This window comes from Acetobacter fabarum, from assembly GCF_022483405.1.
Classification (GTDB): domain Bacteria; phylum Pseudomonadota; class Alphaproteobacteria; order Acetobacterales; family Acetobacteraceae; genus Acetobacter; species Acetobacter fabarum.
In genome coordinates this window covers 2,027,697-2,053,138 of record NZ_JAKVNI010000001.1, presented here as the reverse complement: position 1 = coordinate 2,053,138, position 25,442 = coordinate 2,027,697, and the positions used below count along the sequence as shown (strand labels likewise).

Below are 25,442 nucleotides of genomic sequence, written 5' to 3'. Positions count from 1 at the left end.
TGTACAGAAACCCGCATCACACACCCTCAAAAATCAGGCTGCAATTGGTTCCACCAAAACCAAAAGCATTGCTCATTACCCGCTGGACCGGCTTATGGAGTGTGTCTGTCAGCACATGGCTGTTAAATGTGGGGTCAATCTGCTGCATATTCAGGCAGCCCGGTGCAAATCCCGCACGCATCATCACAAGAGCAAACATGGCCTCGATAATCCCGGAGGCTCCCAGAGTATGCCCCGTCCAGCCTTTGGTGGAGGAACAGGGCACGCTACGGCCAAACAGGGTATGCACGGCGTGGTCCTCCATGGCGTCATTCACAACCGTGCCGGTCCCATGCAGATTGATATAGTCCAGTTGCGTGGCATCCAGCCCGGCCCGTTCCAGTGCCTCACGCATGGCCGCCACAGCCCCGCGTGCCAGCGGATCGGGGGAGGACATATGGTGGCCATCACTACTCACCCCATAACCAACCCACCGCCCCATGACGTCAGCACCAGAGCGCGCTCCTTCACGCTCGAGCAGAACAAAGCCTGCCCCTTCCCCTACGGAAATGCCCGTACGCTGTGCATCGCACGGGCGGGTTGGTTCCGCACTCACCAGCCCGAGGGCGGCAAACCCCCTTAATGTCATACGGCACAGGCTGTCTGCCCCACCAACGACAACGGCATCACACAGCCCGGCCTCCAGCCAATGGCGGGCATCCACAAATGCACGGGATGAAGAGGCACAGGCGTTGGAAACACTCAATATTGGCCCTTCCAGCCCCAGCCGGGCCGCCACAAACCGGGGGAGTGAGAACAGGTCCTGCGTATGGGCCTGATCAAACTCCGGGGGCGGTGCACCAGTTACCGGGTCCAGTGCTTCATAGGCATCTTCGGCTGAGAGAATACCAGACGTGGAAGTGCCCAGCACCACGGCAATCCTGTGAGCACCATAAAACTGGCGGGCTTTCTGCACTGCCTGCGCAAACCCATCCTGCGCACAAGCCATATCCGCCAACTGGTTGTTGCGGCACGTAAAGCCGGGGGCAACACCCTCCAGCACATGCGTGCCAGCTTGTGGCACACAGCCGACATAGCCTGTTTTTATTCCGGCAAAGTCACATGGTGTTAGCCCCGAACGGCGCGCCAGCAGCGCATCTTCGGTCGCGGCCAATCCTCGCCCGATTGCGCTCAGGACTGTTCCAGCGGTTATGGCGAGTGGTTTCATGGTCGGTCTGGTGGTCCAATATTCGGGCGTTGTCCAGCCAGAAGAAAGCCGTAGATCATGGCTAACGCAACACCAAAAGCAACTGTTATCCCAATTTCGCGCAGTAATGGGGTCTGGCAGGCTACCAGAAGGCCAAAAGTCAGCACGGTCATGGCATTGCAGGTCAGCAATGTACGCATGGTTCTGGCCCGTTCTTCCGCATCCAGCTGGGGGCGCGCAAAGAACAGAGCGTAATCCAGACTAACCCCCAGCACAAACTGTAGGGCAATCAGATGAATGAGTGTAAGGGGCTGATGTAACAGGGCAAACGCCCCCAGCACCGTAATCTGCACCGCCCCCACAGCCCCGATCACGCGGAACATGCGCCTGGCATCGCGCAGGCCAACCAGCAGCACGACAAACGCCAGCACACACCCGACGGCCATCCAACGCAGTGTACGGCCTGTATGGTAAGCCGAGAGGCTATCCACCTCCTTCCGCATATCCAGCACCAGAACATCCGGTTGCCCAGCCAGCGCGCGTTCTACAGCCTGATGGTCCTTCACACTTTCCGGAAAAACGAGGCCGAACCATTGCCCGCCCCGTGCAAACAGCAAGGGAGCCATTGCCGCCCCAACCGGCGTGCCCAGCATATCCTGCGGCAACAACGGAGGCATTTGCCGTGCACGCGCCACATCAGCCACAAATGCATCAAAGGCTGTCGCACGGAAGGGTAGTCCCTCCCTTGCCTGTGCAATAGCAACCTGCAACGGGGCCGGGGACGGCAACTGGCGGGCCCGGTTGCGCTGCATCTGCACCGAAGGCAGTAAGCGTGCCGCCTCCTGCACGCCTGCCAGTGCGCCCTTTTGCTGCAATTGCATCCATACTGGTGCCAGAGCCTCCTCCCGCTCCAGCACGGCCTGCGCATTCTGCCCTGAAACTGCCAGCATGAGTGAAGAGTCCGGCACACCAAGATCACGGCGTAATGAATCGTCCAGTCGCAGGGTTTTCTCTGGCAGGGGGCTAAGGGCTGTAAGGCGTGTGTCCATGAGCGGGGGAGAGCGCCATAACGCCACCGCGCAGAACATAACAGGCAGGCAGGCCAAAACCCGGTAGTGCCGCCAGCCTTCTGCCACAGCCAAAGGCCCGGACGGCCCACTCACATGCGGTGCCAGATCTGCCGCAACGACTAGTCTGGGCATGATATGCAGGGTAACAAGCGCTGCCATCACAAGCCCCACGGCTGCAAACACGCCCAGTTGCGCCAGCCCGGGCAGCCCGCAAAACACCATGCCGGTTAGCCCCAGCACAGCCGTTGCAACACCCAGCCGCAAACTATGGCCAATACGACACAGGGTTGCTTGTGGGCCTTCACCATGGTCACGGTGCCCGATAAGCAGCACCGGGTAATCCAGCGCCACACCCAGCATGGTCATACCAAAGCCGAATGCAATGCCATGCACAAAGCCAAAGGCCAGACGCACAACAAGCATGGCAACGCTCAGCGAGAGCAAAAACGGCACACCAATAGCTGCCAGCACCCACAGCGAGCGGAACCGCCAGTAAAGAATACTCACAACCAGCGCAAAGGAGCACAGCGCCATCATATCCACATCGTGCCGCATGCCCGCCGCACTGGACACGGCAAAAACTGACGGGCCGCTCATGAGCAGTCTGGCCGAACCGGGGTGCAAGGCGGCAAATGCCGCCGTTATGGTCTGTTCAACATGAGCCTGCCGGGCAAGGTCCATACCCGGGGCCTGCGTGCGCAACAACAGCAGGGCACGTGGCCGGTCCGGCGCAAACCAGACGCCCTGCACCACCCGGACACGCACATCCGGCTCCAATGCGCGCACAGTCTGCACAAACGCGTTTGTCGGGTCCCGCAGGAGTGCATCCGACAAAACGGAGCCTGCTGCGGAATCCAGCCCATCCAGAACATTGGAAAATGCCTGCGCCAGTGCCTGTCCATCCAGCTTGCGCACAGAATTATCGGGGGCAAGCTGGTAGCGATGCTCGAACAGGAGATTACGCAAGGTCTCGGCCTGATCCGTGGCAAAAACACCATTCAGGACAGAAACAAACTGGGGATCCCCTGCAAGGGCTGTGTGCAGGCCCAGACTAAGCCGGGCAAGTTCGGGCTCAGGGGCTCCCTCCACCCCCAGCATGATAACAGTGCCCGCTACACCGCCCTGCACTTCGCGTAATAAAAAGCGTGTTCCGTCATCATGGCCTTTGGGCAAAAAACCCGCCATATCCATCCGCAGCGGGATATTCAGGAACACCAGCACGGCAAACAGAACCGAAGCCGCCAGCGTTATGGCCAGAACCCCGGGCTTTCTACGCGGCCTCACGGGTCGAGGGTCAGGGTTTGCACATCCCCATTAGCCTGCACAATCTTCAGGCTTTGTATGGCGTTATTGCGCCCCTTCAGCACGACCAGACGCACCAGATGCACCGCCTGCGGGGAAAGAGGCGCCATATTAAGTGTCCATGCGCCAAGGTCGCCCTGTGCGCTCAGGGTGTAATCATGCGTCAGACTTGCCATGTCCCCTTCCAGCGGTGCGCGCATGGTTGTGACCAGCAGTGCAAGAGCGGGGCTTTGCGACAGCGGCACATTATGCACACTCCCCGCCCCCCGCTGGATGGAGACCATACTCCCGTCGATCACCAGTTTTTCGGGACGTGGGGCCTGCGTGTTTTTCTCCAGATATGCGGGGCGATGGAACAGCAGCACGCCACTGGAGAGCAATGGGTGCGTAAGAGCCGCCATATCCTTTTGTTCATGGAAAGGCTGCGCACGCTCGGGCACCTGCCCCAGATGGGCAATAATCTGCCCGGTCAGGTCTGTTCCGTTATCAACCGCCCATGCTTGCCCCATGCCTGCAAGCAGCCCCCATGCCACCAGAAGAGAAAAAACTTTCACGGCAGGTCTTTCCAGTAATCATAAAAATTAAACCATGAGAATGGGTGCCTGCGGCACAGCGCCTCCATCCAGCCCGCGTATCGCTCCGCCGCCTGTTGCACAAAAGCGGACCGTCCCTGCCGGGATGTGGGGTATGCCACACCAAACGGCACAAAATTTACGTCATAAACACCATCTGCTGCACGTATGGCGCTTACGAGCACAATGGGAGCGCCTGTAGCCATCCCCAGCCGGAAAGGCCCTTCAGGGAGCAAAACATTCCCCCCCAGCATTTTTGTGCGGATACACCGGTCTGTATCGGGCGTTCTGTCCCCCAGAATACCAACCACTTCTCCCCGCCCCAGACTTTCCGCAACGCGGAGCATGGTATCCACCTGCCCGATGGCAATAATAGTCTGTGCGTAAGTAGGGTCCAGCGTTTCCAGCACATCTGTGGCTCCCCCCAGATTGGAGCGGTACATGAGCATGCGCAATGTTATACCGTGCTCCCGCCCCAGAGACCTGAGCGCTTCAAACGACCCGATATGCGCCCCCAGCAAAAGGCACCCTCGCCCACCCGCCAGAGCCTGCAAAAAGCACTCCCGCCCCGTAACCCGCACATGTGGCATGTCCGTGGTGTTTTGCAGAAAAAAAATACGGTCCAGCACAACCTGTGCGAAGCACCGCATATGCCGCATAATGGTGGTTATTGTAGGGCGAACAGGCAAAGCACGACGCAAATAAGCGCGCGATGCCCGACGGGCCGCCCCGTTATGCAGAAAAAAATACAGCGTAATGGGGCCAAGAAGCCACTCCAGCCGCCGCCTTCCAACCTTGCGGGCCAGAAGCAGCGCAACCTGCATGGCAAACCGGTTACCCCGCTCCGGCACAACCCAGCGCCTGTCAGCCGTGCGTGGCATGCTCTTGTTTTGCCTTTAACACGGCCCGCATGACAGGCTGATCATTCAACTTGGCGGTCAGGCGCACAACAGAGCCTGTACTCCGGGCCAGAAAAATCACTTTCTGGCCCGGAAGAAGCGGGTGCAGAAATTTGACCATATCCACATGCAAGCCGGCCTGCCCCAACTGTTCCAGCCCGGCCTCCAGCAGCAAAACACCGGGCACAACCGGATTGCCGGGAAAATGGCCCGGCAGGCAGGGATGATCAGAAGGCAGCGTAAAAGACCCGACTTCCTCCTCCTGCATGGCCTGCCCTGCCATGGCACGCAACGCCTGCAAGGTGAGCTTACCCAACGCATTGCGGGGCAAGGCAGGTACCAGTCTGACGCTGCGCGGCAGAAAAACCGGCTCAATCTGCTCCCGCAGGGACAGCAGAATGCTCTGGGCACTCAAGGTGGAGGATACGGCAAAAACCTGCATCCGGGCCAGAACATTGGTGGCTTCACCTTCAGGAGGCAGAAATGCCCCATCCTCCACACCGGGAATGGCGTTTAACACTGCATTCAGCGCAGCAAGAGACGTCCGCTTGCCACCCAGCTTGACCACGTCCTTCATGCGGCCCAGCAGCAAAAATGTGCCATCGCTCTGAGTTTGAATAAAATCGGCGAGCAGATAGCTCGGCACACCCGGTGCTGAAACTTCAACACCATCAGCACTTTCATGCGGAGTGACACCTTTATACCACTGCCAGTGTGCCCCGCTCACCGTCCGCCGGATGGCCATGGAGCCTGTTTCTGTCGAACCGTAGATCTCGGTCACTTCTGTCCCAAGCACTTCCTCCGCCTCAGCGGCCAGCTCTGGCGCAAGCGGGGCCGAGGCCGAAACCACGCGCCGGATAGCTGGCCAAGCCAGCCCCGAACGCAACATGGTGCGCAACTGCAAAGGTGTTGTGACCAGAATGCGCGGGGCAAAAGCCCGGTTCAGGCTAGCCTGCCAGTCCGCCGGGTAACCACCGCCCCCGGCAACCACGGTAACGCGCGTGTTCAGGCATTGCAGCACCAATGCCTCGAACCCGTACATATGGTACGGCGGCACAGTGCCAACCAGACAGGCCGGGGTATCATCCGGGTCCAGCAGCACCCGTGCTGTTACGCTGCGTGTAACCAGCCCACCCCAATATTTACGATGCCCGACCGGTTGCCCTGTGCTCCCCGAGGTAAAAACCAGCGCCACCAGTGTATCCGGCTTGATGACAGGGTTATGGCAGGGCTGAGCCGCACTTTCAGCCGACGGAGGCATAGCCAGAACATCTGGCACCGTTAGCCCGCTACCGGCGAGCAATGCGCTCTCGGCATCTCCCTCAACACTGACACAGACGGCATTATGCTCCTGCGCGAGCTCTGCCAGCCGGGCGGGATTACGCTCGCTGCTCAACAGCACATGCTGCCCCCGCAGCAAGGTTGCTGCAAACAGGAGTGTAAAATGGCTCACACCTGAGCAGACAGGCACAATCGGGCAGTCGGGCAGCAAGGCAGCCACCGCATGGGCGGCATGCAGAAAACTCCACCCTGTAACAGCCCCCTGATCGGTCAGAAAAAGCGATCTGTCAGGAGCATAAACAAGGGAAAGATCAGGCCATTGCTGGTCAGGCCTCATATTGGGCATCAGATTCACCCAACAGTGCGATTTGCCTGCACAAATGCGCACAAAGACCGCAAGGAGCTAAAAATCTTTTTGTTATCCGGGTCTTCCGACCGCAGGGCCACGCCGTAATCACGCCCGACAAACAGGGCAATTTCCAGCGCATCAATGGAATCAAGACCCAGCCCTTCCCCAAACAGAGGGGCCTCGGGAGCAATTTCTTCAGCCGTGACTTCAAGCTGAAGTGCTGCAACAAGCCGTTCTGCAACTTCATGCTCAAAAGGCGTTTGTATTGTTGTCGAGCGGGTCGTATTCACAGCATGTCTCATGTTAAGTGCAGATATCATGAGTGAGCTAACACAAACACGCATTATCGCAAAGCCAACATGGCTGGAAAGACACGCAGCTTTCCGGCGTGGGGCTGGTGCTATGCTTGTGTCCCTATCAATTCTTCTTGGGCATATACCCTATACACCTTACGCAGCAATTCCCGTTAGTGTTATCTCGCTTCTCATGCAGTGCATGGCGTTTGCTCTACTAAGCCTGCACCTTAAAACAAGTGCTGTTATGGCTATCTGCCTTGTGCCTTTGGCCGTGTACTGGCCACACCAGATAACAGTTGCCGATGGCTGCGTGCTTTATGCGGCTTCTCTGGGGATGATGCTGTTCGTTTTTGGCCGCTCTCTTTTGCCATCCCAGCAGCCGCTTGTTGCTGTTATGGCCAGCCGGGTACATGGCCCCTTGCGGGCGGATATTGCACGCTACACACACGCACTAACGGTTTTTTGGACCATGTTTTTTGCCGCCGCCCTAACCACACCGCCGCTGCTGTTCTGGTTCGGGCCTGCTGGCATATGGCAATGGCCGCTCTCTGGGGGCACATTTGCCATGGCACTATTGTTTATGGTTGTGGAGGCAGGTGTCAGGCGCCTTGTCATACGCAACTTCCAGCACGTATCGCTCAGGACGACGATAACGGCTTTCCGCAACACACACGCCTCGCCCATGCAAACAACAACCTCAGATGCATAAAAACGAGCCGTGTGTTGTCCCGCACATAATGGAAATGGGAAATCCCCCCTTCGGCTGCGTTGAAATACTGCACAGCGGCGGGTTTATTGAGCGCGGGCACTCCCCGCCAGACCATACGCGCGGCAACCTCCGGGTCAAAATCAAAGCCGCGCATAAAGCGTGATTCCTGAAGAACCGTGACCAGTGGTTTGAGTGGATAAACCCTAAAACCAAACAGGCAATCTTTAACAGCGCCCCCTGTTTCCATACCAATGAGGATATTGGATAACTTGCGCCCCCACACGCGCAGAGCGGGTGCTTCTGGCCCAAAAACCGGCACGCCCAGTACCAGAGCCTGCGGAGCGGAACGGGAGAGAGCAATAAAATCCGGTACAGCCTGCGCTGGGTGCTGGCCATCTGCATCCATGGTCAAGGCATGCGTGTAGCCTGCCTGCAAGGCCCATAACGCCCCTTGCAAAACAGCGTGCCCCTTACCCCCATTTTGCGCCAGATGCAGAATTTTGAGCCCTGCATGTGCTGGCAGCATATCATCCAGTGTACGGTCGCTACCATCGGTGCTGCCATCTGTAACCACCACTACATCCGGCCAGACCGCCAGCACGGCAGAAACCGTGCTCCGCAGCAAAAGCCCAGAGTTATAGGATGGAACAAGAACAATACAGCGGAACATGGCAGGCATACCTGTGGGTCAAAACCAGAATAAAATACAGCAAGACTGGTCCACATACCTCAATTACGGTAAGAACCGAATACCAAGATCATTGAACCGGAAATGGCAATGTCTGAGCGCATACCCTGCCCACCTCACCCTGTCCTGCCTGACTATTACCGCACCAAGGGGGAACACAGGCAGTTTGTTCGCTCTATTTTTGATAAGACCGCCGGTTATTATGACCGGATCAACGCTGTTTTTTCACTCGGATCCGGCAAATGGTACCGGCGCTGGATGTTGCGCATGGCCGGGCTGCGTGCCGGGCAGACATTGCTGGATGTTGCTACCGGCACGGGCCTTGTTGCGCAGGAAGCCGCAACCATAACAGATGCCGCCAACATTATCGGGCTGGATATGAGCGCAGGCATGCTCCAGCAATGCCGCGACAAACTGCCCATTCAGGTTGTGTTGGCAGATGCTCAGGCCCTGCCAGTTGCCCCTGCCAGCATGGATATGCTGAGCATGGGCTACGCCTTACGGCATGTGCAGGACCTTAGAGCAACGTTTGCAGGTTATCTGGATGTGCTTAAGCCCGGCGGCCATGTGCTGATCCTTGAGATCGGGCGGGCTGACAACCGGCTTATCCAGCTTATGCTGCGGTTTTACCTCGGCCGGGTTGTCCCGCTGCTGTCCGGCGTTGCGGCATCGCAGGACAGCAGGAGACTTATGGCCTATTACTGGGACACAATAGAAGAATGCGTTCCCCCCGCCCGTATTCTGGGCACCATGCAATCTGTCGGTTTTAGCAACGTGCGCAAACACACATCGTTTGGTGTGTTCCATGCGTATATGGCCGAACGGCCACTATAAACACCTTCAACACGCCCCAAGGTGCAGCCCTGTAATCTGGGCATGCACCTTGCTGGCTGCGGTTTAAGCTGCCCCTGATGGTAGGCACACCCCATGGAATTCACGATTGGGATGTTCCTGCTGTTCACGGAAAAACTTCAATGCGTCTTCACAGGCTGCTTTGGTGTAAAATGAAGCCGTAATCATGGCATCTTCATTGTCCGGGCCCCGCTGCGCTACCAGCACCCATAACGGGCGCATGGAATGGCCATTTTCTGCGCCATTTTGCGCAGTATCCACAATCACATCCGGTTGGGCATCGGCCATAACCGGATACGTGGCTGCCGCCAGCCCCACCGCGACAAAACACCCGGATACATAAAGCATCATACGCTTAAAATTGACCTTCATTCACCAAACTCCCGTATATAATATCAACAGGAACTTCTTACTCTATTGATCGGAATATGTGCCCCTTTGTATTACTCTATCTGGGATACAGAATTATCAATACTGCCTATGGTGCCGCTTGCTCCATAAGCAAGGCTGCGGCAAATTACGGGAATGATCCGTATTTTTATCGATTCCGATGCCTGCCCCGTCAAAGACGAAGTGTACCGTGTTGCCACGCGCTATAAATTGCATGTTTTTGTTGTTTCCAACCGTATGATGGCTGTTCCCCCCACTCCACTCATTGAGCGGATTGTTGTGGATGCCGGTCCCGACATAGCTGATGACTGGATAGCCGAGCGCGTTCAAAGCCGGGATATTGTCATAACCGCTGATATTCCCTTAGCCGCACGGTGTGTGGAAAAAGGTGCTTATGTTCTTGAACACAAAGGCCGGTTGCTGGATGGGGATGCCATAGGCATGGCATTGGCCATGCGGAACCTGATGACTGACCTGCGCTCGGCAGGAATGATCACCCCCGGAAGCGCTACATTTGGCAAGGCAGATCGCTCCCGCTTTCTGTCTGAGCTTGATACATTGGTGGTCAAGGCACGCAAACAACCCATCCGCCTGTTACCACCTAACGGATAACAGGCGGGCTGCAGCCCTGCGCTTTTGTGCGACAATAGCGCAGAGTTACGTCACGCCTGCCTGATGTAATGCTTACTGCGCTTCTGCAGCAAAAATGTTAGCGCCCAGCGCCTGCGCAATAAACTGCACGGCAAGCTGCCCGCGCACACTGTTGCCGGCCGCATCAAGGCGGGACGAATAAACACCAATGGCCAACTTACCGGGGACCACGGCTACAATACCGCCCCCTACCCCGCTTTTTCCTGGCAGGCCAACCTTGAACAGCCATTCGCCAGACGTATTGTACAAACCTGCGGTTGCCATAACTGCCAGTACATGGGCGCTTGTTGCGGCATCAACCACGGCATGATGGGTACGCGGGTTTGTCCCTCCATTGGCCAGAGTGGCCCCCATGGTTGCCAGATCAACCGCATCTACATCGTAGGAACATTCACGCGTATAAAGATCCACTGTTTCCGATACATCGGCATATAAATGGTCATAACTTTGCAGCAGCATTGCTATGGCCTGATTGTGCTGATTACTGGCCATTTCTGAGCGGTAAACATTATCGTTCAAATGCAAAGTATGCCCTGCAAATGCAGATGCTGTATCTATAACGCTCTGCCATTTTGCATCCAGCGTTTTACCTTCGACCAGACTGGCTGTTGCCATGGCCCCCGCATTAACCAGCGGATTACCGGGGGGCGGGCTGCCACCCAGCTTGTCATTATTCAACTCTACCGCCAAAGCGGAATTAAACGGCAGACCGGTAGCATTCACGCCGATCTTATGCAGAACACTCTCTGCTCCCTGTTTATGCAGAACATCCGCCAGCGTAAAAATTTTAGAAACAGATTCCACAGGGAACGGGTGCCCAGCATCCCCAACCCGGAAAACCCGCCCATCCACCGTTACAACAGCAATGCCGTAGAGTTTACCGTCTGCCTTGGCTAGGTACGGGATATAATTAGCGTTTTTTCCATCCATGACAGGCTTGTATTTGTCATAAGCCTGTTCAATCACTTTTTGGATAACAGCAGAAGATGCTGGCTGAGGCTTATCCCGTGCACTTGCATTATTGACAGGCAAGACTGCAAAACAGGTTGTTAAGATCAACGAAGCGGATATTTTAATAAAAAAATTATTGCGCACAGGATCTATCTTTCATCAGCATTCATGTAATGCGTTACTACAATACACTTAATGAAAAATAAAATCCCGCATCACAGCCTATGCAGTTCCCCCTTTGGTTCCGCCCGAGCGGAATGTTCTCTTCACTCTCATAAATACCAAAAGGGAAAAAACTTTTAGCTGCAATCAATCAGTTACAATACTGGTTGTCAGAAACATGCTCCAGCCAATCAACCGGGGAGCCATTCTGCTTTTCCTGAATTGCAATATGGCTCATCGCCGTCGTTGCTGTCGCACCATGCCAGTGCTTTTCACCCGGAGCGAACCAGATTGTATCGCCGGGATGAATTTCCTCAATCGGGCTACCTTCGCGCTGCACCCAGCCACACCCTGCCGTCACGATAAGAATTTGCCCAAGCGGGTGAGTATGCCAAGCAGTGCGGGCCCCCGGCTCAAACGTAACCAGCGCAGTGGTTACCTGAGAGGGCTCCGGCGGGTTAAAAAGTGGATCTATACGTACTGTCCCAGTAAACCAGTCGACCGGTCCTTTAGCGGAAGGTTGGGTCCCTATGCGTTTGATCTCCATAAGCATTTTATCCTGTAAGTGGTTCAAAAACATTAAATCCGGTTGCTAGTCCTGCCTGAATGCCTGACAGGTTTTATGCTCCTCGACCGGCCAATCGCCCTGTCGTGGCCGCCAAAAGCGCAGCAATCGCAAGCACCACTGCACTAGCCGCAAATGTGGCCTGATACCCAACACCGTCAAAAAGGATGCCACCACAGGTCGCCCCTAGCGTAATGGCGAGTTGGACCACTGCCACCATAAGTCCGCCACCGGCTTCAGCATCCTGCGGAAGCGTTCGGGCAAGCCAGGTCCACCAGCCCACAGGGGCGGACGTAGCGAACAAACCCCACGCAGTGAGTATAACAGCGGAAACAGCAACCCACTTACCCAGAACAATAAGAGCAGCAGCCAGAAAAGCCATGAGGATAGGAATAATAATCAGCGCTGGATAAACACTGTTTTTTAGAATATTCCCGATCAGTACCGTACCAACAAAGCCAGAAATACCCATCAGAAGCAGGATTAACGACAAAGTGGATACGTCCACATGGGAAACGCCTTCAAGAAATGGCCTTACATAAGTAAAAAGTGTAAACTGGCCCATAAAAAACAGGCTGACTGCCAGCATACCAACAGCCACAATCGGTCGTGTCAGCAAAGAAAATACACTGGCCGACTGCTGATGCCGCGCGCTCGCCATAGATGGGAGGCTGACAAACTGCCAGACAAAAACAACAACAGCCACGGGCACCACACAGAAAAACGCACCACGCCAGCCAATAAGACCGCCTAAAAAACTACCAGCAGGTGCAGCAATAACGGTAGCCAGAGCGTTTCCTCCATTCAGGATTGCAAGCGCACGGGGCACGTGGTGGTCCTCCACAAGCCGCATAGCCGTAGCGGCAGACATGGACCAGAAGCCGCCAATAACAACACCGATCATTGCCCGCCCGAGCATGAACACCACATAATTCGGAGCAAGGGAAACAACACTCCCCGACACGATCATCATGGCTATCAGAGCCAGTAACAGGGTTTTACGGTTAATCCCCTTGGCCAGTGCGGAAATAAAGAGGCTGGTCAGCACAGCAAATGCGCCAGAAACTGAAATAGCCTGCCCTGCCTGCCCTTCTGTAATATGCAGATCAGCCGCAATCGGGGTTAAAAGACTAACAGGCATAAACTCTGATGCGACAAGAGCGAACGCACCCAGAGACATGGCCAGCACCGCCCCCCAGCCCCCGGCTGACTGATTGGCGCTCCGAGTTATTTTAGAAACTGTTTGAGAGATATTATCCATTCCGCCTCGGTATTATAGCAATCCGTAGCCATGATTTTCCCTACAGCGCACATAAGCAGCAAACAGCATTAACCTGAAAAACTGTAGCAGCGACTGAGGTTGCTTTAGGACATAAGGAACGAACTCTCTCAGGACTAGCCCCAATAAAACGAGCATGATCATGAATTATACTCATGAATAGACGTTTTGGGGTGTTTAGAGGCTACATGCCTGCTGCTAATGGAAGAAAAGGTCTGGGCATCACAGCACATGCTCTCTAGGCGGCTGACCATCTGGAGCCCCAGCCCGCGAACTATGAATGATATTTATGGATTAATGAAATTAAATCATTTTTATTCAATATTGTGTTCAGGCATAAAGAGTTCAGCACAGCTTAAACGCAGAACACTACTAAACATAACCTGAAAAACAGAAGCATAAACCGTGAGGTTCTCAACTCCCGGAAGATGAAATCTGCTTTCTGACAAAACAGGAGGGAGTTCGACCATGATTACAGAGTCCTCATTCCAAATTAAGAGCATCCCGTTTGATGAGAACTATCACCCTTCAAACGACACACGTCTCACAACCAATTTTGCCAATCTGGCCAGAGGGGACAATCGTCAGGAAAACCTGCGCAACGTGCTCCGGATGATCAATAATCGGTTTAATGATCTGGCACATTGGGATAACCCCAAGGCCAACCGCTATTCTGTTGCACTCGACATTGTTTCTGTGGGGCTCCATATCAACCATGGCAGCACAAACAGTATTTTCCCCCTGATCGAAATCCTGAACACGACAATTATTGATCAAAAAAGCAATCAGCAGATTAAAGGTCTTGCCGGTAATAATTTTTCTTCTTACGTCCGTGATTATGATTTCAGCGTCTTATTGCCCAATTACAACAAGAATAAGCCTGAATTCCACGTTCCACCTGATTTTGGTTATCTGCACGGAAATCTTTTTAAGAGTTTTGTACACTCTTCGGCCTACAAGAAAAACTTCAATAAGCTCCCGGTTATATGCCTGAGCGTTTCTACTAACAAAACCTATTGCCGAACAGATAACCATCACCCTGTTCTGGGGGTTGAATACAGGCAACAGGAACACTCGTTAACTGATCATTATTTTGAAAAAATGGGCATGCAGGTCCGTTACTTTATGCCCTACCGCAGTGTGGCTCCACTGGCTTTCTATTTTTTTGGTGATTTACTTTCCGATTACACAACGCTGGAACTTATCAGTACAATCAGCACAATGGAGGCATTTCAAAAAATTTATCGCCCTGAAATATATAATGCCAATTCTGTAGCACCACAAAGCTACCAACCCAGCCTGAATCATCAGGATTATTCCCTCACCCGCATTCTTTATGACCGGGAAGAACGCAGCAAACTGGCGACTGCCCAAGGCAAATACACGGAGGAGAGTTTTATCAAGCCATATCACGCGCGTCTTGAGCAGTGGTCTGCCAGTTACTCTGCCTGATTAACCAGAACAACAAGGTTTTACTCCTATGACAACAGCACTCCTCCCCACCGCAACAGCGGGCAGCTTGCCCAAGCCCTCTTGGCTGGCAGAGCCCGAAACACTCTGGTCACCCTGGAAACTACACGGGCAGGAATTAATCGAGGGCAAACAGGATGCATTGCGCCTGACACTGGATGATCAAAATCGTGCAGGTATTGATATTGTCAGCGATGGTGAACAGACACGGCAGCATTTTGTCACTACGTTTATTGAGCACCTGAGTGGTGTTGACTTTAAAAACCGCCAGACAGTCAAAATCCGCAACCGGTATGATGCGAGTGTGCCATCTGTTGTCAGTGCCGTGAGCCGCGAAAAGCCAATTTTTGTTGATGATGCAAGGTTTTTACGCACACTCACACAAAAACCAATCAAATGGGCTCTACCCGGCCCCATGACAATGGTCGATACACTCTACGATGGCCACTACAAAAGCCGCGAAAAACTGGCATGGGAATTTGCCAAAATTCTTAATCAGGAGGCCAGAGAGTTAGAAGCGGCAGGCGTGGATATTATCCAGTTTGATGAACCCGCGTTTAATGTTTTTTTTGATGAAGTGAATGACTGGGGCATCGCTGCATTAGAGAGAGCTATTGAAGGCCTTAAATGCGAAACAGCCGTTCATATCTGCTATGGTTACGGCATAAAAGCCAATATTGACTGGAAAAATACACTGGGCACACAGTGGCGGCAGTATGAAGAGATTTTTCCTAATCTCCAGAAATCCAATATCTCCATGGTTTCTCTGGAGTGCCAGAACTCTCGGGTTCCAATGGATCTGATTGAACTGCTGCGCGGTAAGAAAGTGATGATTGGCGCGATTGATGTCGCAACCCATGCTATTGAAACACCAGATGATGTTGCTAACACCCTGCGCAAAGCCCTTAAGTTTGTGGATGCAGACAAACTCTACCCGTGCACCAATTGCGGCATGGCACCTCTTCCGCGCCATGTGGCCACAGCCAAGCTCCACGCTTTAGGTGCCGGTGCAAAAATTGTCCGTCACGAACTCTCTGCCTGAAGGGCTTATGGAACCATAAGCCGTAAAAAGCCATGCAGGATAAAACATAGAGCGTGTGTTTATGAAAATGAACAGAACTGATATGTTTATACAGTAACGTGAATATTTTGTATCAATAAGGTGTGGCATGGGTATCCTTGAGCGCAGTCATCTGGCCATTATTCAAGCCGTCGCACGAGAAGGTTCGTTGACGGCTGCCGGAATGCGCCTGAATCTTACCCAGCCCGCCCTGAGCCATGCCATACGCAAAATTGAAAGCCAGCTAGACGTAAAAATATGGCGCCGGGAAGGACGCTCCCTTGTTCTTACCCAAGCTGGCGAGTGGCTGTTATCCTTGGCAAACCGCATGCTCCCCCAATTTGAGCTTGCAGAAAAACGGCTTGAACAATTTGCCAATGGTGAGCGTGGCACTCTTCGCATCGGCATGGAATGCCATCCCTGCTATCAGTGGCTACTTAAAGTCGTTTCTCCTTATCTGGAACAATGGCCAAAGGTTGACGTGGATGTGCGGCAAAAGTTCCAGTTTGGCGGCATTGGCGCATTGTTCAGTAATGAAATAGATATTCTGGTTACACCAGACCCACTTTATAAACCGGGATTAAAGTTTACGCCGGTTTTTGATTATGAACTTGTTTTGGTGGTTGGTCCCCAACACCATTTACGGAATACAAAGTTCATTTTGCCAGAACAACTTGCGGGTGAAACCCTGATTACCTACCCGGTGCCACCTGAGCGTTTGGACATATACACGCAATTCCTGCAACCAACAGGTATTGGCCCACGGCAGCAAAAGCAGATCGAAACAACTGATATTATGCTGGTTATGGTGGCACACGGCCGTGGTGTGGCTGCACTCCCGGGTTGGCTGGTGGAAGAATACGCCCCCCGCTTTGAACTCCACCCCATTAGACTTGGCAAAAAAGGCATTGCGAAGCAGATATTCCTTGGATACCGCGAAACCGATGAAGATATTCACTATCTGCGCAATTTTATTGAATTTGCAGCCACGTCTTGATCCGGCCTCTTGGGAGGCTCTGCTCTCGATTTAATGCGATAAGACGCTCCCGCAACTTCTAGGCAACATAATCCTCTAAAAATTGTACTGATTGTATGGTATGAGATCGAATATATTTTTCGAATATACGGAATCCCCGTCGCATGCCCGAACAGTCCTACCTCGCCCACTGGAAAGAGGAAATCAGCCAGAGCCCGAATGCCATTTATCTGACTTTGGTCGATGCCCTTGCCCACTCCATTCGCAAAGGCGACCTCAGGGACGGCGATAAACTGCCCCCGCAAAGGACAATTGCAGAACATCTTGGCACCAACCTGACAACCGTTACCCGCGCTTTTACTGAGGCGCGCAGACGAGGGCTGATTGACGCAACAGTCGGCCGGGGCACCTTCATTCGTGTTGGTGCGGGGGAAAGCCACTGGCGCCACACAGGCCCTGCGGTGGTTGACCTGACCATGAACCTTCCTCCCATCCCGCAAGACCCGCCTTTGCAGCGGATTATTCAGACGGACATCGCAGCGATCCTCAAGCAGCAGGACCTGAATAGCCTGATGTCTTACCGTGTCACCGGTGGAACTGTTGAAGAGCGTCAGTTGGGTGCAAAATGGGTTGCCCCGATAATCGGCCAACGCCGGACAGACGAGATCATGATCTCACCAGGCGGCCAGAGCGCACTGGCCGCCATTGTCAGCACGCATACGCAACCGGGTGATGTGATTGTCACGGACCGCATTGCTTACCCCGGTATCCGGACCATTGCCGCACAGTTTGATCTTATTCTGGTTGGTGTGGACAGCGACACGGAAGGCATGATGCCAGACCAGCTTGACCGGGTCTGCGCGCAGCACCACCCCCGTCTGCTCTATTGCATTCCAACAATCCACAACCCTACAACCGCCACAATGTCCCTACAGCGGCGCAAGGATATTCTAGCAGTCGCGCAACGGCACCACCTCCATATTGCTGAGGACGACCCATACAGCCTGCTTATGGATAATCCTCTGCCAGCACTGGCGGCCCTTGACCATAGCCGGGTCAGCTATGTGGCAACATTGGCCAAAACACTCAGCCCCGGTTTGCGCACGGCGTATGTCGCCCTCCCCAATGCCGACATGACCCGGCGGGTAACGGCTGCCATCCGGGCCATTGCCCTCACCAATGCGGGGCTGCTCAGCGCCCTGACTGCACGATGGATGCAGACAGGACAGGCCCATACAATCCTGCACGCAATTCAGAAAGAGCTGCGGTTACGCCAGTCTATCGCACGCACGGTTCTGGGGGAGCAGCACTGCACGAACCCTGACGGCCCCCATGTCTGGCTCAAACTCCCGGCATGGTGGGGGAGCGCGGATTTTGTCGCCTACGCCCGTAGGCGCGGTCTGGCACTGGTGCCCAGCACCGTTTTTACCATTAATGGGGAACCCCCGCAGCGGGCGCGTATTGCCTTGGGCAGTGCGCCCGATGCCGCAAGCCTGGAAGAGTCCCTCCGTGGCGTTGTCTCAGTTCTCCAGCACAAGCGCTCCCCCGGCTTTGCCGATATTGTTTAACCCGTTGCAGCACTCGGCAGGCCACGTTGTACCCAAAGGGCATACGTGGCCTTCCAGAACAAACGCACAGCAACATCACGAATGCGCGAGGTAAATATAAAGCAAAACCAGTATGTTAGCTGAACGCCGTAGAATTGTATGACATTGTGGAATAAACTGTATGCTTCTGTACCCGCAAAAAGAACTCATGCGGGAAAAATTGTTTTTTTTGTCATGCCAACGCATGCCATACAAAATTTTGCGTCAGACTTAACCCGTGTCACGTTTGCTTCAGCAAAGCGGTCAGGCCGGCTTCCTGCCGGAGACCGCAGCACACGGGAGACATACCATGCCAACACTCGAGCACGCTCCACATAAAGATGGCGACTGCTTCGTTAACTATGAAAACAAGGTTTTTGAGGACGTCAAAGCCCAGCCGGGTGAAAAAGCCCTTATCACCTTTCATACCGTTGCCAATGAAGGTTCAGTCGGGTTTGTAAATCTGCTGCAGGCCACACGCCTGATCCGCAAGGGGTTTGAAACCTCAGTGCTGCTCTATGGTCCGGGCGTCACTCTTGGCGTGCAGCGCGGCTTTCCCCGTCTGGGTGATGAAGCTTTTCCGGGGCACATGAACTGCAACAAGCAGATTGCAAAAATCCTTGAAGAAGGTGGCAAAGTTTATGCCTGCCGCTTCGCACTTCAGGCACTTTACGGCTACGGCGAGCAAAACCTTATTCCCGGGATAACACCCATCAATCCGCAGGATGTGCTGGACATCATTCTGCTGGCCCGGCGGGACAACGCCTTTATTCTGAATACCTGGACTCTCTAAAGGCCAAAGGGAGGACCGCAAGCCATGTCCCGTATCGTTCGCGCCGCAGCTATCCAGATCAGCCCCATCCTTGGTGACGATGGTCTGGGCACTGCACGGAAAGTCTGTCAGGCCATCCGCGATGCCGCCGAGAAAGGTGTAAAGCTGGCGGTCTTTCCCGAAACCCTTGTGCCTTATTACCCCTATTTTTCGTTCATCCAGCCTGCATTCCGCTTTGGTGGTGAGCATCTTGAACTCTACAAACGCGCCGTTGTTGTCCCCGGCCCGGTAACGGACATGGTGGCCGAAGCTGCGCGCGACACCGGCATGGTTGTTGTGCTGGGTGTAAATGAGCGGGATTACGGCACACTCTACAATACACAGATTGTGTTTGATGCCACGGGAGAAATCCTGCTCAAACGCCGCAAGATCACCCCCACTTACCACGAACGCATGGTATGGGGGCAAGGGGATGGCGCTGGCCTGAAGGTCGTGGAGAGTGCAGCCGGTCGCATTGGAGCACTGGCCTGCTGGGAACACTATAACCCCCTCGCCCGCTACGCGCTGATGACCCAGCACGAGGAAATCCACTGCGCACAGTTCCCCGGTTCACTGGTGGGACCAATTTTTGCAGACCAGATGGAAGTGACCATTCGCCACCATGCACTGGAATCCGGCTGCTTTGTCGTAAACGCCACAGGATGGCTTACGGAAGAGCAGATCCAGAACATAGCGCGTGACCCGGGGCTTGAAGGCCCTCTGCGGGGCGGTTGCTTTACTGCCATTGTCTCGCCCGAAGGCAAGCTGCTCGCTCCTCCGCTCACCGAAGGCGAAGGGATGGTCATAGCCGATCTCGACTTTGCCCTGATTACCAAGCGCAAACGCATGATGGATTCCGTAGGGCATTATGCACGCCCGGAACTGCTGAGCCTGCTGCAGGACCGCCGCCCCGCTCATACCGTGCATTACGTTGGTGAAAATGAGCCTTACTCTGCCCTGACAGACGAGGTGGCACCATGACCATTCCAACACTCGGCACCTTTTCTGGTCGCAAGCTTATCACCGACCTGCAATCCTTCGGGTTACAGATTGATGAGCAGAGCAGCGGCATGACCCGCAAGGGCGGAGCCGGTCCCTCCGACCACAAGACAATCACCATTGCGGGCCAGACCGTTATGGTCCCGGTTTATACATCCGGAGCACAGCGCTCTCCTTTTCAGGCCAGCCCGCCAGACCGGAGTGGAACCAGCACGCTGCTACGTGATGGCCAGACGCTCGGCACAATCCACTTTCCTGCTGCTCCACGCTTTTATGGGCTCAGCACGGCAGACGGTATTCCCTACTGGAAGATTGCTCTGCTCCACGGGCGCGACACGCTGGCAACCACGGTGCACCAGACCTGCATCCGCTATGCCGACCGGCGTACATCCTGCCAGTTCTGCGCTATTGGCCAGTCACTGGAGGCCGAGCGCACCATTGCCTACAAAACGCCTGCACAACTGGCCGAAGTTGCCAAAGCCGCCGTGGAACTGGATGGCGTGCGGGATATGGTACTGACAACCGGCACCCCCAACGTTATTGACCGGGGCGCTGCGGTGCTTGCGGACTCTGCGCGTGCCATCCGTGCTGCGGTCGATCTGCCGCTTCAGGTCCAGTGCGAGCCACCGCGTGATCACGGCTGGTTCCAGCGCCTGCGCGAGGCGGGCGCCGATAGTCTGGGTATGCATCTTGAAGCCGCCACACAGGCCGTGCGCGAAAAAATCATGCCCGGCAAAGCAACAGTAAGCGTTGACCGCTACATGGAAGCTTTTGCCAGCGCCGTACCGGTTTTTGGGCGTGGGCAGGTCAACACCTATATTCTGGCCGGTCTTGGCGATAGTGCCGAAGATATTCTTGGTTTGGCTGAACGCCTTATTGCATTGGGTGTTTATCCCTTCGTGGTGCCGTTCGTGCCTATTTCCGGCACACCATTGGAAAACCACGCACCGCCTACCGCTGATTTCATGAAGTCGGTTCTGGCACCACTTGGGCGGATGCTACGCGATGCCAACATGAAATCCACCGACATCCGGGCTGGATGTGGCCGGTGTGGTGCGTGCTCCTCCCTCTCGGCCTATGAACAATGAGTGCTTTACTCGAAGGCGTGGAACACCGCCCGTTCATCCCGACGGAATATGTCGTGCGCCTTGCCCGTACACCGTGGGAACGCGCAGGTTATCATGCCCTCCGCCGCGAGGTATTCTGCACCGAACAGCAGGTCTTTGCCGAGGATGATCGGGACGGCATTGATGACGTAGCCATCCCCATTATTGCAGCCTGCTGTATGGCAGGCATGCCGGACCGGATTGTAGGGGCCGTACGCATCCATGAAGCCGAACCCGGTGTCTGGCGTGGTTCCCGTCTGGCTGTGCATGAAGACCATCGCAAACTGGGACGGATCGGGGCGGAACTGATCCGCATGGCTGTCAGCACAGCACACGGGCTTGGGGCCACGCGCTTTCTGGCCCAAGTGCAGGAGCAGAATGTACTGTTCTTCCGCCGCCTGCACTGGAAAAGCCTCGGCGTAATCTCCCTGCATGGTCTGCCACATCATGATATGCAGGCCGACCTTTCCCGCTATCCGGCACATGGCCAGAACCAGACGTGGCTGCTGCGCCCACAACCGCGCACCAGACAGGTGGCATAATGGCAGGCAAGCTCAACGCGCTGCTGCATACCCTGCGCCACAGCCGCGCCCTTGCATGCAAGCAGGATATTGCCGAAGCAGCGGCAATCCTTAAACCCACCGACCCCAACGCCATCCGCCTTGGCGATGACTGTGCCGCCATACGGGATGGAGATGGTTACCTCCTGCTGGCCAGCGAGGGTTTTCAGGACAGTTTTGTACGCGCCATGCCGTGGTTTGCCGGTTACTGCGGCGTCATGGTCAATATCAGCGATATTGCGGCAATGGGTGGCCGCCCCGTTGCGGTGGTCAATGCCTTATGGAGCGATACCTCTGAATCAGCAGCCTCTGTCCTGCAAGGTTTACAGGATGGAGCACTGACCTATGGCGTACCCGTTGCTGGCGGGCATACCAACATGCGCAGCACTCACAACTCGCTTTCGGTCGCAATTCTGGGGCGGGCACGCCATCTGCTCACCAGTTTTGACGCCCGCCCCAGCGAGGTGCTGATTGCCGCCATTGATCTGCGCGGCCGCTGGCATGACCCACACCCGTTCTGGGACAGTAGTTCCGCGCTGTGCGGCACCGATGCGATTACCCGATTACAGGCCGACATGGACCTTCTGCCACAAATAGCCGAGGACGGGCTGAGCCGTGCAGCCAAGGACATCAGCATGGCCGGCGTGCTGGGTACAGCCCTTATGCTGGCCGAGTGTTCTGGCGTGGGCATGCACATTACGCTGGATGATATTCCACGCCCAGAACACGCTGCCATGGCCCGCTGGCTGGCAGCTTTCCCCAGCTATGGCTACTTGCTGAGTGCCCGGCCAGAGGATGCACAGGCCGTTATGGCGCGCTTTCATGGGCGAGACATTGCTGCGGCCGTTATCGGCCAGTGCAACAATACCCGCAGGCTGGATGTTACCTGGGGAGACGAGACAGACACTTTCTGGGATCTTGCACAAACGCCGCTCATGGGGTTTGCGCCATGAGCCTGTCCATTGGCATTCTGACGCACTCGACCCTTCCGCGCGGTGGCGTGGTGCATGGCATGGCGCTGGCAGAGGCGTTGTGTGACGCAGGGCATAAAGCAACCCTGATCGCCCCGGATGTGACAGGTGCAGGCTTTTTCCGCCAACCCCGCTGCGCTACGCGTTACATTGCAGCCCGAGCGGAGCAGAACCTGCCTGCTCTGGTGGAACGCCGTATATGCGAGATCACGGACGCGCTCAGGAATGAAGCACCATTTGACGTTCTTCATGCGCAAGACCCCATAAGTGCTAACGCGCTGGCTGAACTGGTGGCGCAAGGCCGGATACCGGGCTTTGCCCGCACGGTTCACCACCTCGACCGCTTTGCTCACCCCGGCCTTGCAATGCGGCAGGAACGCGGGTTCATGGCCGCGGCCGAGCTGTTCACTGTCAGCACCATGTGGAAGGGCATCCTGCACGGCGAGCATGGCCGTGAAGCACCTGTTGTTGGCAACGGCGTTGATCCTGAACATTTTTCACCCGCACCGGGCCTGCAGGACAGCTCACTGCGGGCGCGTTACCACCTGCCGGTTGGCCGCCGCCTGATTCTGGCGGTCGGCGGGGTCGAGCGCCGCAAGAATACGGTGCACCTGCTGGAAGCTTTTCTGGCGCTGCGCCGTGACCAGTCCGATGTGCATCTGGTTGTGGTGGGCGGGGCTTCATTGCTGGATCATTCGGCCTACCGCGCGCTGTTTGATATGCGGTTGCGCCAGAGCGGTGCAGCCGAGCATGTCACCCTCACCGGAGCGGTAGCGGATGAAGATATGCCTGCATTTTACCGGCAGGCAGCCGCGCTGGCCTACCCGTCCGTAACCGAGGGGTTTGGTCTGTGCCCACTGGAAGCCCTCTCCTGCGGCACGCCAGCCATTGTGCCGAAGGTTGCCCCCTTTACCGAGCACCTTCAGGCGTCAGACGTGCTCTGGTGCAACCCCGAGCACCCGGACACCCTGTTTTTAGCCTTGCGTGACGCCCTTAGCGCCAAAAACCGCGAGCACTTCCGGCTCAGCGGCCCCGCAACGGCCCGTCGTTTCGATTGGCACGGTGTTGCCAGTCGGCACCTCCCCGCATACCGGCGGCTGGCGGCCTTGTCGCACGCTGGCACTCCGGCTTCTGGAGCTTTGTCATCATGCCCGAAATGATTTTTCGTGTGCGCTGGCCCGATGGGCAAGAGAGCGATTGCTACTCTCCATCGCTGGTCATCAAGGACCACTTTACACCGGGTAAAGATTATCCGGTTCGTACTTTTCTGGAACAGGCCGATGCAGCCCTGACACAGGCCAGCGAGCGGGTGCGTGCACGCTACGGATTTGCCTGTAGCCGTGCCCTTGGCCAGCTCCAGGCGATCCGCCAGACCTGCACGCCCTTCCTCAACCAACCTGATGCGCAGGTGAGTATCCTGTCTTTCAGCCTCTGAAACGAAAGAACGACCATGACACAGAATGAAAAAAGCATCCCCGTCATTATCGTGGGTGGTGGTCAGGCTGGCCTGTCCATGAGCTGGTATCTCTGCCGTGAGAACGTGGACCACGTAGTGTTCGAGGCCAAAACCGCCTGCCATTCGTGGGATGATGAGCGCTGGGACAACTTCTGTCTGGTGACACCCAACTGGCAGTGCGAACTGCCCGGGCACCCCTACAGGGGGAGCGACCCGCACGGCTTTATGGTAAAGCAGGAAATTATTGACTACGTAAAAGGGTTTACGGACTCCTTCACCGCCCCTTTGCGCGAACATACGCCAGTCACGTCCATTACACGCCATGAAAACGGTGGCTACCGCGTCGTGGCAGGGGCAGAACTCTGGCACGCACAGCATGTTGTGATTGCTTCGGGCGCGTACCATGACGCCGTTATTCCCGGTTACGCCAGCGCCATTGATCCTTCCATTTATCAGGTTCACTCTCAGGATTATCGCAACGCGGCCCAACTGCCTGATGGTGGCGTGCTGGTGGTGGGAAGTGGCCAGTCTGGCGCGCAGATTGTGGAAGATCTGTTTATTGAAAACCGCAAAATTCATCTGTGTGTCGGTTCTGCCCCCCGTGTCTCGCGCTTCTATCGTGGGCGCGATGTTGTGGACTGGCTTGCAGACATGCAGTTTTATGACCTGACAGTAGATAACCATCCGCTGCGTGATAGTGCGCGTGACAAAACCAACCATTATGTCACCGGCCGGAATGGTGGCCATGACCTTGACCTGCGGCTTTTTGCCAAAGACGGTGTGGGCCTGCACGGCACGCTGGAAACCATTCGGGACGAGGTAGCCCATTTTGCACCGGACTTGCGGGACAATCTGGATGATGCCGACAAGACCAATGCCGACATCAAAAAATCCATTGACGCCTACATTGCCCGTGAAGGTATTACCGCCCCAACCGAAGCACCTTACGTGCCAGTCTGGGAACCCGATGGCAGCAATACGCCACTGGACCTGAAGGCCGCAGGCATTACCTCAATCATCTGGTGCATTGGTTTTCGCCCGAATTATCGCTGGATCGACGTGCCCGTATTTAATGGCGCCAACAAGCCGCTCTGGCATCGGGGGGTAACAGATGCGCCCGGCTTCTACTTCCTCGGGTTGCCGTGGCTGCGTACATGGGGCTCCGGCCGGTTTTCCGGCATCTCGCGCGATGCGGCGTGGCTGGCCAGCCAGATTACCGGCAAAGACGTGCCTGTAGCCTGAGGA

At 55.5% G+C, this 25,442-nt stretch carries 27 protein-coding genes; 15 read left to right on the top strand and 12 right to left on the bottom strand.

Annotation, left to right across the window (positions count from 1 at the left end):
- Positions 1–16: 16 nt before the first annotated feature.
- From LKE65_RS09575 to LKE65_RS09550, 6 genes are read right to left on the bottom strand one after another with little or no spacing between them, the layout of a single operon-like run.
- A complete protein-coding gene (locus LKE65_RS09575; protein WP_278741168.1) occupies positions 17–1,207 on the bottom strand; it encodes a beta-ketoacyl-ACP synthase in 1,191 nt (396 codons plus the stop codon).
- Positions 1,204–3,540: an MMPL family transporter gene (locus tag LKE65_RS09570; RefSeq protein ID WP_278741167.1), complete on the bottom strand. Its 2,337-nt coding sequence runs from the start codon at positions 3,538–3,540 to the stop codon at positions 1,204–1,206. Before LKE65_RS09570 ends, LKE65_RS09575 begins: the two co-directional genes overlap by 4 nt.
- A complete protein-coding gene (locus LKE65_RS09565; protein ID WP_086646826.1) occupies positions 3,537–4,112 on the bottom strand; it encodes a LolA-related protein in 576 nt (191 codons plus the stop codon). The genes LKE65_RS09570 and LKE65_RS09565 overlap by 4 nt, the downstream gene beginning before the upstream one ends.
- Positions 4,109–5,011 carry an LpxL/LpxP family acyltransferase gene (locus LKE65_RS09560; protein WP_278741165.1) on the bottom strand — a complete coding sequence of 301 codons (903 nt, stop codon included), beginning with the start codon at positions 5,009–5,011 and terminating at the stop codon, positions 4,109–4,111. The genes LKE65_RS09565 and LKE65_RS09560 overlap by 4 nt, the downstream gene beginning before the upstream one ends.
- Entirely contained in the window at positions 4,995–6,656 is a 1,662-nt protein-coding gene (locus LKE65_RS09555; RefSeq protein ID WP_278741164.1) for an AMP-binding protein, read from the bottom strand. Before LKE65_RS09555 ends, LKE65_RS09560 begins: the two co-directional genes overlap by 17 nt.
- 5 nt (positions 6,657–6,661) lie before the next feature.
- Complete coding sequence (locus LKE65_RS09550) at positions 6,662–6,961, bottom strand: phosphopantetheine-binding protein (RefSeq protein WP_278741163.1); 300 nt, start codon at positions 6,959–6,961, stop codon at positions 6,662–6,664.
- Positions 6,962–6,977: 16 nt separating this feature from the next.
- Between LKE65_RS09550 and LKE65_RS09545 the strand changes: the two genes are divergently transcribed.
- The gene (locus LKE65_RS09545) at positions 6,978–7,664 is read left to right on the top strand and encodes a hypothetical protein (protein WP_278741162.1); all 687 of its coding nucleotides are present in this window, start codon (positions 6,978–6,980) and stop codon (positions 7,662–7,664) included.
- On the opposite strand, the gene LKE65_RS09540 is transcribed toward LKE65_RS09545, so the two are convergent.
- Positions 7,594–8,334, bottom strand: coding sequence for a glycosyltransferase family 2 protein (locus tag LKE65_RS09540; protein ID WP_278741161.1), 741 nt, complete (start codon positions 8,332–8,334; stop codon positions 7,594–7,596). The genes LKE65_RS09545 and LKE65_RS09540 overlap by 71 nt on opposite strands.
- A 108-nt stretch (positions 8,335–8,442) precedes the next feature.
- On the opposite strand from LKE65_RS09540, the gene LKE65_RS09535 reads away from it, so the two are divergent.
- On the top strand, positions 8,443–9,186 hold the full coding sequence (locus tag LKE65_RS09535) for a class I SAM-dependent methyltransferase (RefSeq protein ID WP_086646832.1): 744 nt from the start codon (positions 8,443–8,445) through the stop codon (positions 9,184–9,186).
- Between the two features lie 63 nt (positions 9,187–9,249).
- Here the strand turns inward: LKE65_RS09535 and LKE65_RS09530 are convergent, their stop codons facing one another.
- Positions 9,250–9,576: a hypothetical protein gene (locus tag LKE65_RS09530; RefSeq protein WP_278741159.1), complete on the bottom strand. Its 327-nt coding sequence runs from the start codon at positions 9,574–9,576 to the stop codon at positions 9,250–9,252.
- A gap of 153 nt (positions 9,577–9,729) precedes the next feature.
- Here LKE65_RS09530 and LKE65_RS09525 point away from each other — a divergent pair, with 153 nt between their 5' ends.
- The gene (locus LKE65_RS09525; protein WP_278741151.1) at positions 9,730–10,206 is read left to right on the top strand and encodes a YaiI/YqxD family protein; all 477 of its coding nucleotides are present in this window, start codon (positions 9,730–9,732) and stop codon (positions 10,204–10,206) included.
- 72 nt (positions 10,207–10,278) lie between these two features.
- Here the strand turns inward: LKE65_RS09525 and glsA are convergent, their stop codons facing one another.
- The 4 genes from glsA to LKE65_RS09505 all read right to left on the bottom strand — a co-directional run bounded on the left by glsA (position 10,279) and on the right by LKE65_RS09505 (position 13,672).
- Complete coding sequence (glsA, locus tag LKE65_RS09520) at positions 10,279–11,340, bottom strand: glutaminase A (protein ID WP_278741150.1); 1,062 nt, start codon at positions 11,338–11,340, stop codon at positions 10,279–10,281.
- A gap of 169 nt (positions 11,341–11,509) precedes the next feature.
- Positions 11,510–11,905 carry a (R)-mandelonitrile lyase gene (locus LKE65_RS09515; RefSeq protein WP_278741149.1) on the bottom strand — a complete coding sequence of 132 codons (396 nt, stop codon included), beginning with the start codon at positions 11,903–11,905 and terminating at the stop codon, positions 11,510–11,512.
- 73 nt (positions 11,906–11,978) lie between these two features.
- On the bottom strand, positions 11,979–13,103 hold the full coding sequence (locus tag LKE65_RS09510) for an MFS transporter (RefSeq protein ID WP_278741148.1): 1,125 nt from the start codon (positions 13,101–13,103) through the stop codon (positions 11,979–11,981).
- A 413-nt stretch (positions 13,104–13,516) separates the two neighbouring features.
- The gene (locus tag LKE65_RS09505; protein WP_278741147.1) at positions 13,517–13,672 is read right to left on the bottom strand and encodes a hypothetical protein; all 156 of its coding nucleotides are present in this window, start codon (positions 13,670–13,672) and stop codon (positions 13,517–13,519) included.
- On the opposite strand from LKE65_RS09505, the gene LKE65_RS09500 reads away from it, so the two are divergent.
- The 12 genes from LKE65_RS09500 to LKE65_RS09445 all read left to right on the top strand — a co-directional run bounded on the left by LKE65_RS09500 (position 13,671) and on the right by LKE65_RS09445 (position 25,439).
- Positions 13,671–14,654 carry a DUF1852 domain-containing protein gene (locus LKE65_RS09500; RefSeq protein ID WP_278741146.1) on the top strand — a complete coding sequence of 328 codons (984 nt, stop codon included), beginning with the start codon at positions 13,671–13,673 and terminating at the stop codon, positions 14,652–14,654. The two genes, LKE65_RS09505 and LKE65_RS09500, sit on opposite strands and share 2 nt — an antisense overlap.
- Positions 14,655–14,682: 28 nt before the next feature.
- Positions 14,683–15,714: a methionine synthase gene (locus tag LKE65_RS09495; RefSeq protein WP_278741145.1), complete on the top strand. Its 1,032-nt coding sequence runs from the start codon at positions 14,683–14,685 to the stop codon at positions 15,712–15,714.
- Positions 15,715–15,841: 127 nt separating this feature from the next.
- A complete protein-coding gene (locus LKE65_RS09490) occupies positions 15,842–16,729 on the top strand; it encodes a LysR family transcriptional regulator (RefSeq protein WP_278741144.1) in 888 nt (295 codons plus the stop codon).
- 143 nt (positions 16,730–16,872) lie between these two features.
- On the top strand, positions 16,873–18,276 hold the full coding sequence (locus tag LKE65_RS09485) for an aminotransferase-like domain-containing protein (RefSeq protein WP_165925837.1): 1,404 nt from the start codon (positions 16,873–16,875) through the stop codon (positions 18,274–18,276).
- Between the two features lie 328 nt (positions 18,277–18,604).
- A complete protein-coding gene (locus tag LKE65_RS09480; RefSeq protein WP_086646840.1) occupies positions 18,605–19,087 on the top strand; it encodes an MSMEG_0572/Sll0783 family nitrogen starvation response protein in 483 nt (160 codons plus the stop codon).
- A 24-nt stretch (positions 19,088–19,111) separates the two neighbouring features.
- A complete protein-coding gene (locus LKE65_RS09475) occupies positions 19,112–20,086 on the top strand; it encodes a Nit6803 family nitrilase (protein ID WP_165925839.1) in 975 nt (324 codons plus the stop codon).
- Positions 20,083–21,192 carry an MSMEG_0568 family radical SAM protein gene (locus tag LKE65_RS09470; protein WP_278741143.1) on the top strand — a complete coding sequence of 370 codons (1,110 nt, stop codon included), beginning with the start codon at positions 20,083–20,085 and terminating at the stop codon, positions 21,190–21,192. Before LKE65_RS09475 ends, LKE65_RS09470 begins: the two co-directional genes overlap by 4 nt.
- Complete coding sequence (locus LKE65_RS09465) at positions 21,189–21,752, top strand: MSMEG_0567/Sll0786 family nitrogen starvation N-acetyltransferase (protein WP_095350441.1); 564 nt, start codon at positions 21,189–21,191, stop codon at positions 21,750–21,752. Before LKE65_RS09470 ends, LKE65_RS09465 begins: the two co-directional genes overlap by 4 nt.
- The gene (locus LKE65_RS09460; protein ID WP_408744063.1) at positions 21,752–22,723 is read left to right on the top strand and encodes a sll0787 family AIR synthase-like protein; all 972 of its coding nucleotides are present in this window, start codon (positions 21,752–21,754) and stop codon (positions 22,721–22,723) included. The genes LKE65_RS09465 and LKE65_RS09460 overlap by 1 nt, the downstream gene beginning before the upstream one ends.
- On the top strand, positions 22,720–23,901 hold the full coding sequence (locus tag LKE65_RS09455; RefSeq protein WP_278741142.1) for an MSMEG_0565 family glycosyltransferase: 1,182 nt from the start codon (positions 22,720–22,722) through the stop codon (positions 23,899–23,901). Before LKE65_RS09460 ends, LKE65_RS09455 begins: the two co-directional genes overlap by 4 nt.
- Entirely contained in the window at positions 23,889–24,176 is a 288-nt protein-coding gene (locus LKE65_RS09450; RefSeq protein ID WP_278741141.1) for an MSMEG_0570 family nitrogen starvation response protein, read from the top strand. The genes LKE65_RS09455 and LKE65_RS09450 overlap by 13 nt, the downstream gene beginning before the upstream one ends.
- Before the next feature lie 15 nt (positions 24,177–24,191).
- Positions 24,192–25,439, top strand: a complete 1,248-nt coding sequence (locus tag LKE65_RS09445; RefSeq protein ID WP_278741140.1) for an MSMEG_0569 family flavin-dependent oxidoreductase — start codon at positions 24,192–24,194, stop codon at positions 25,437–25,439.
- Positions 25,440–25,442: the final 3 nt, after the last annotated feature.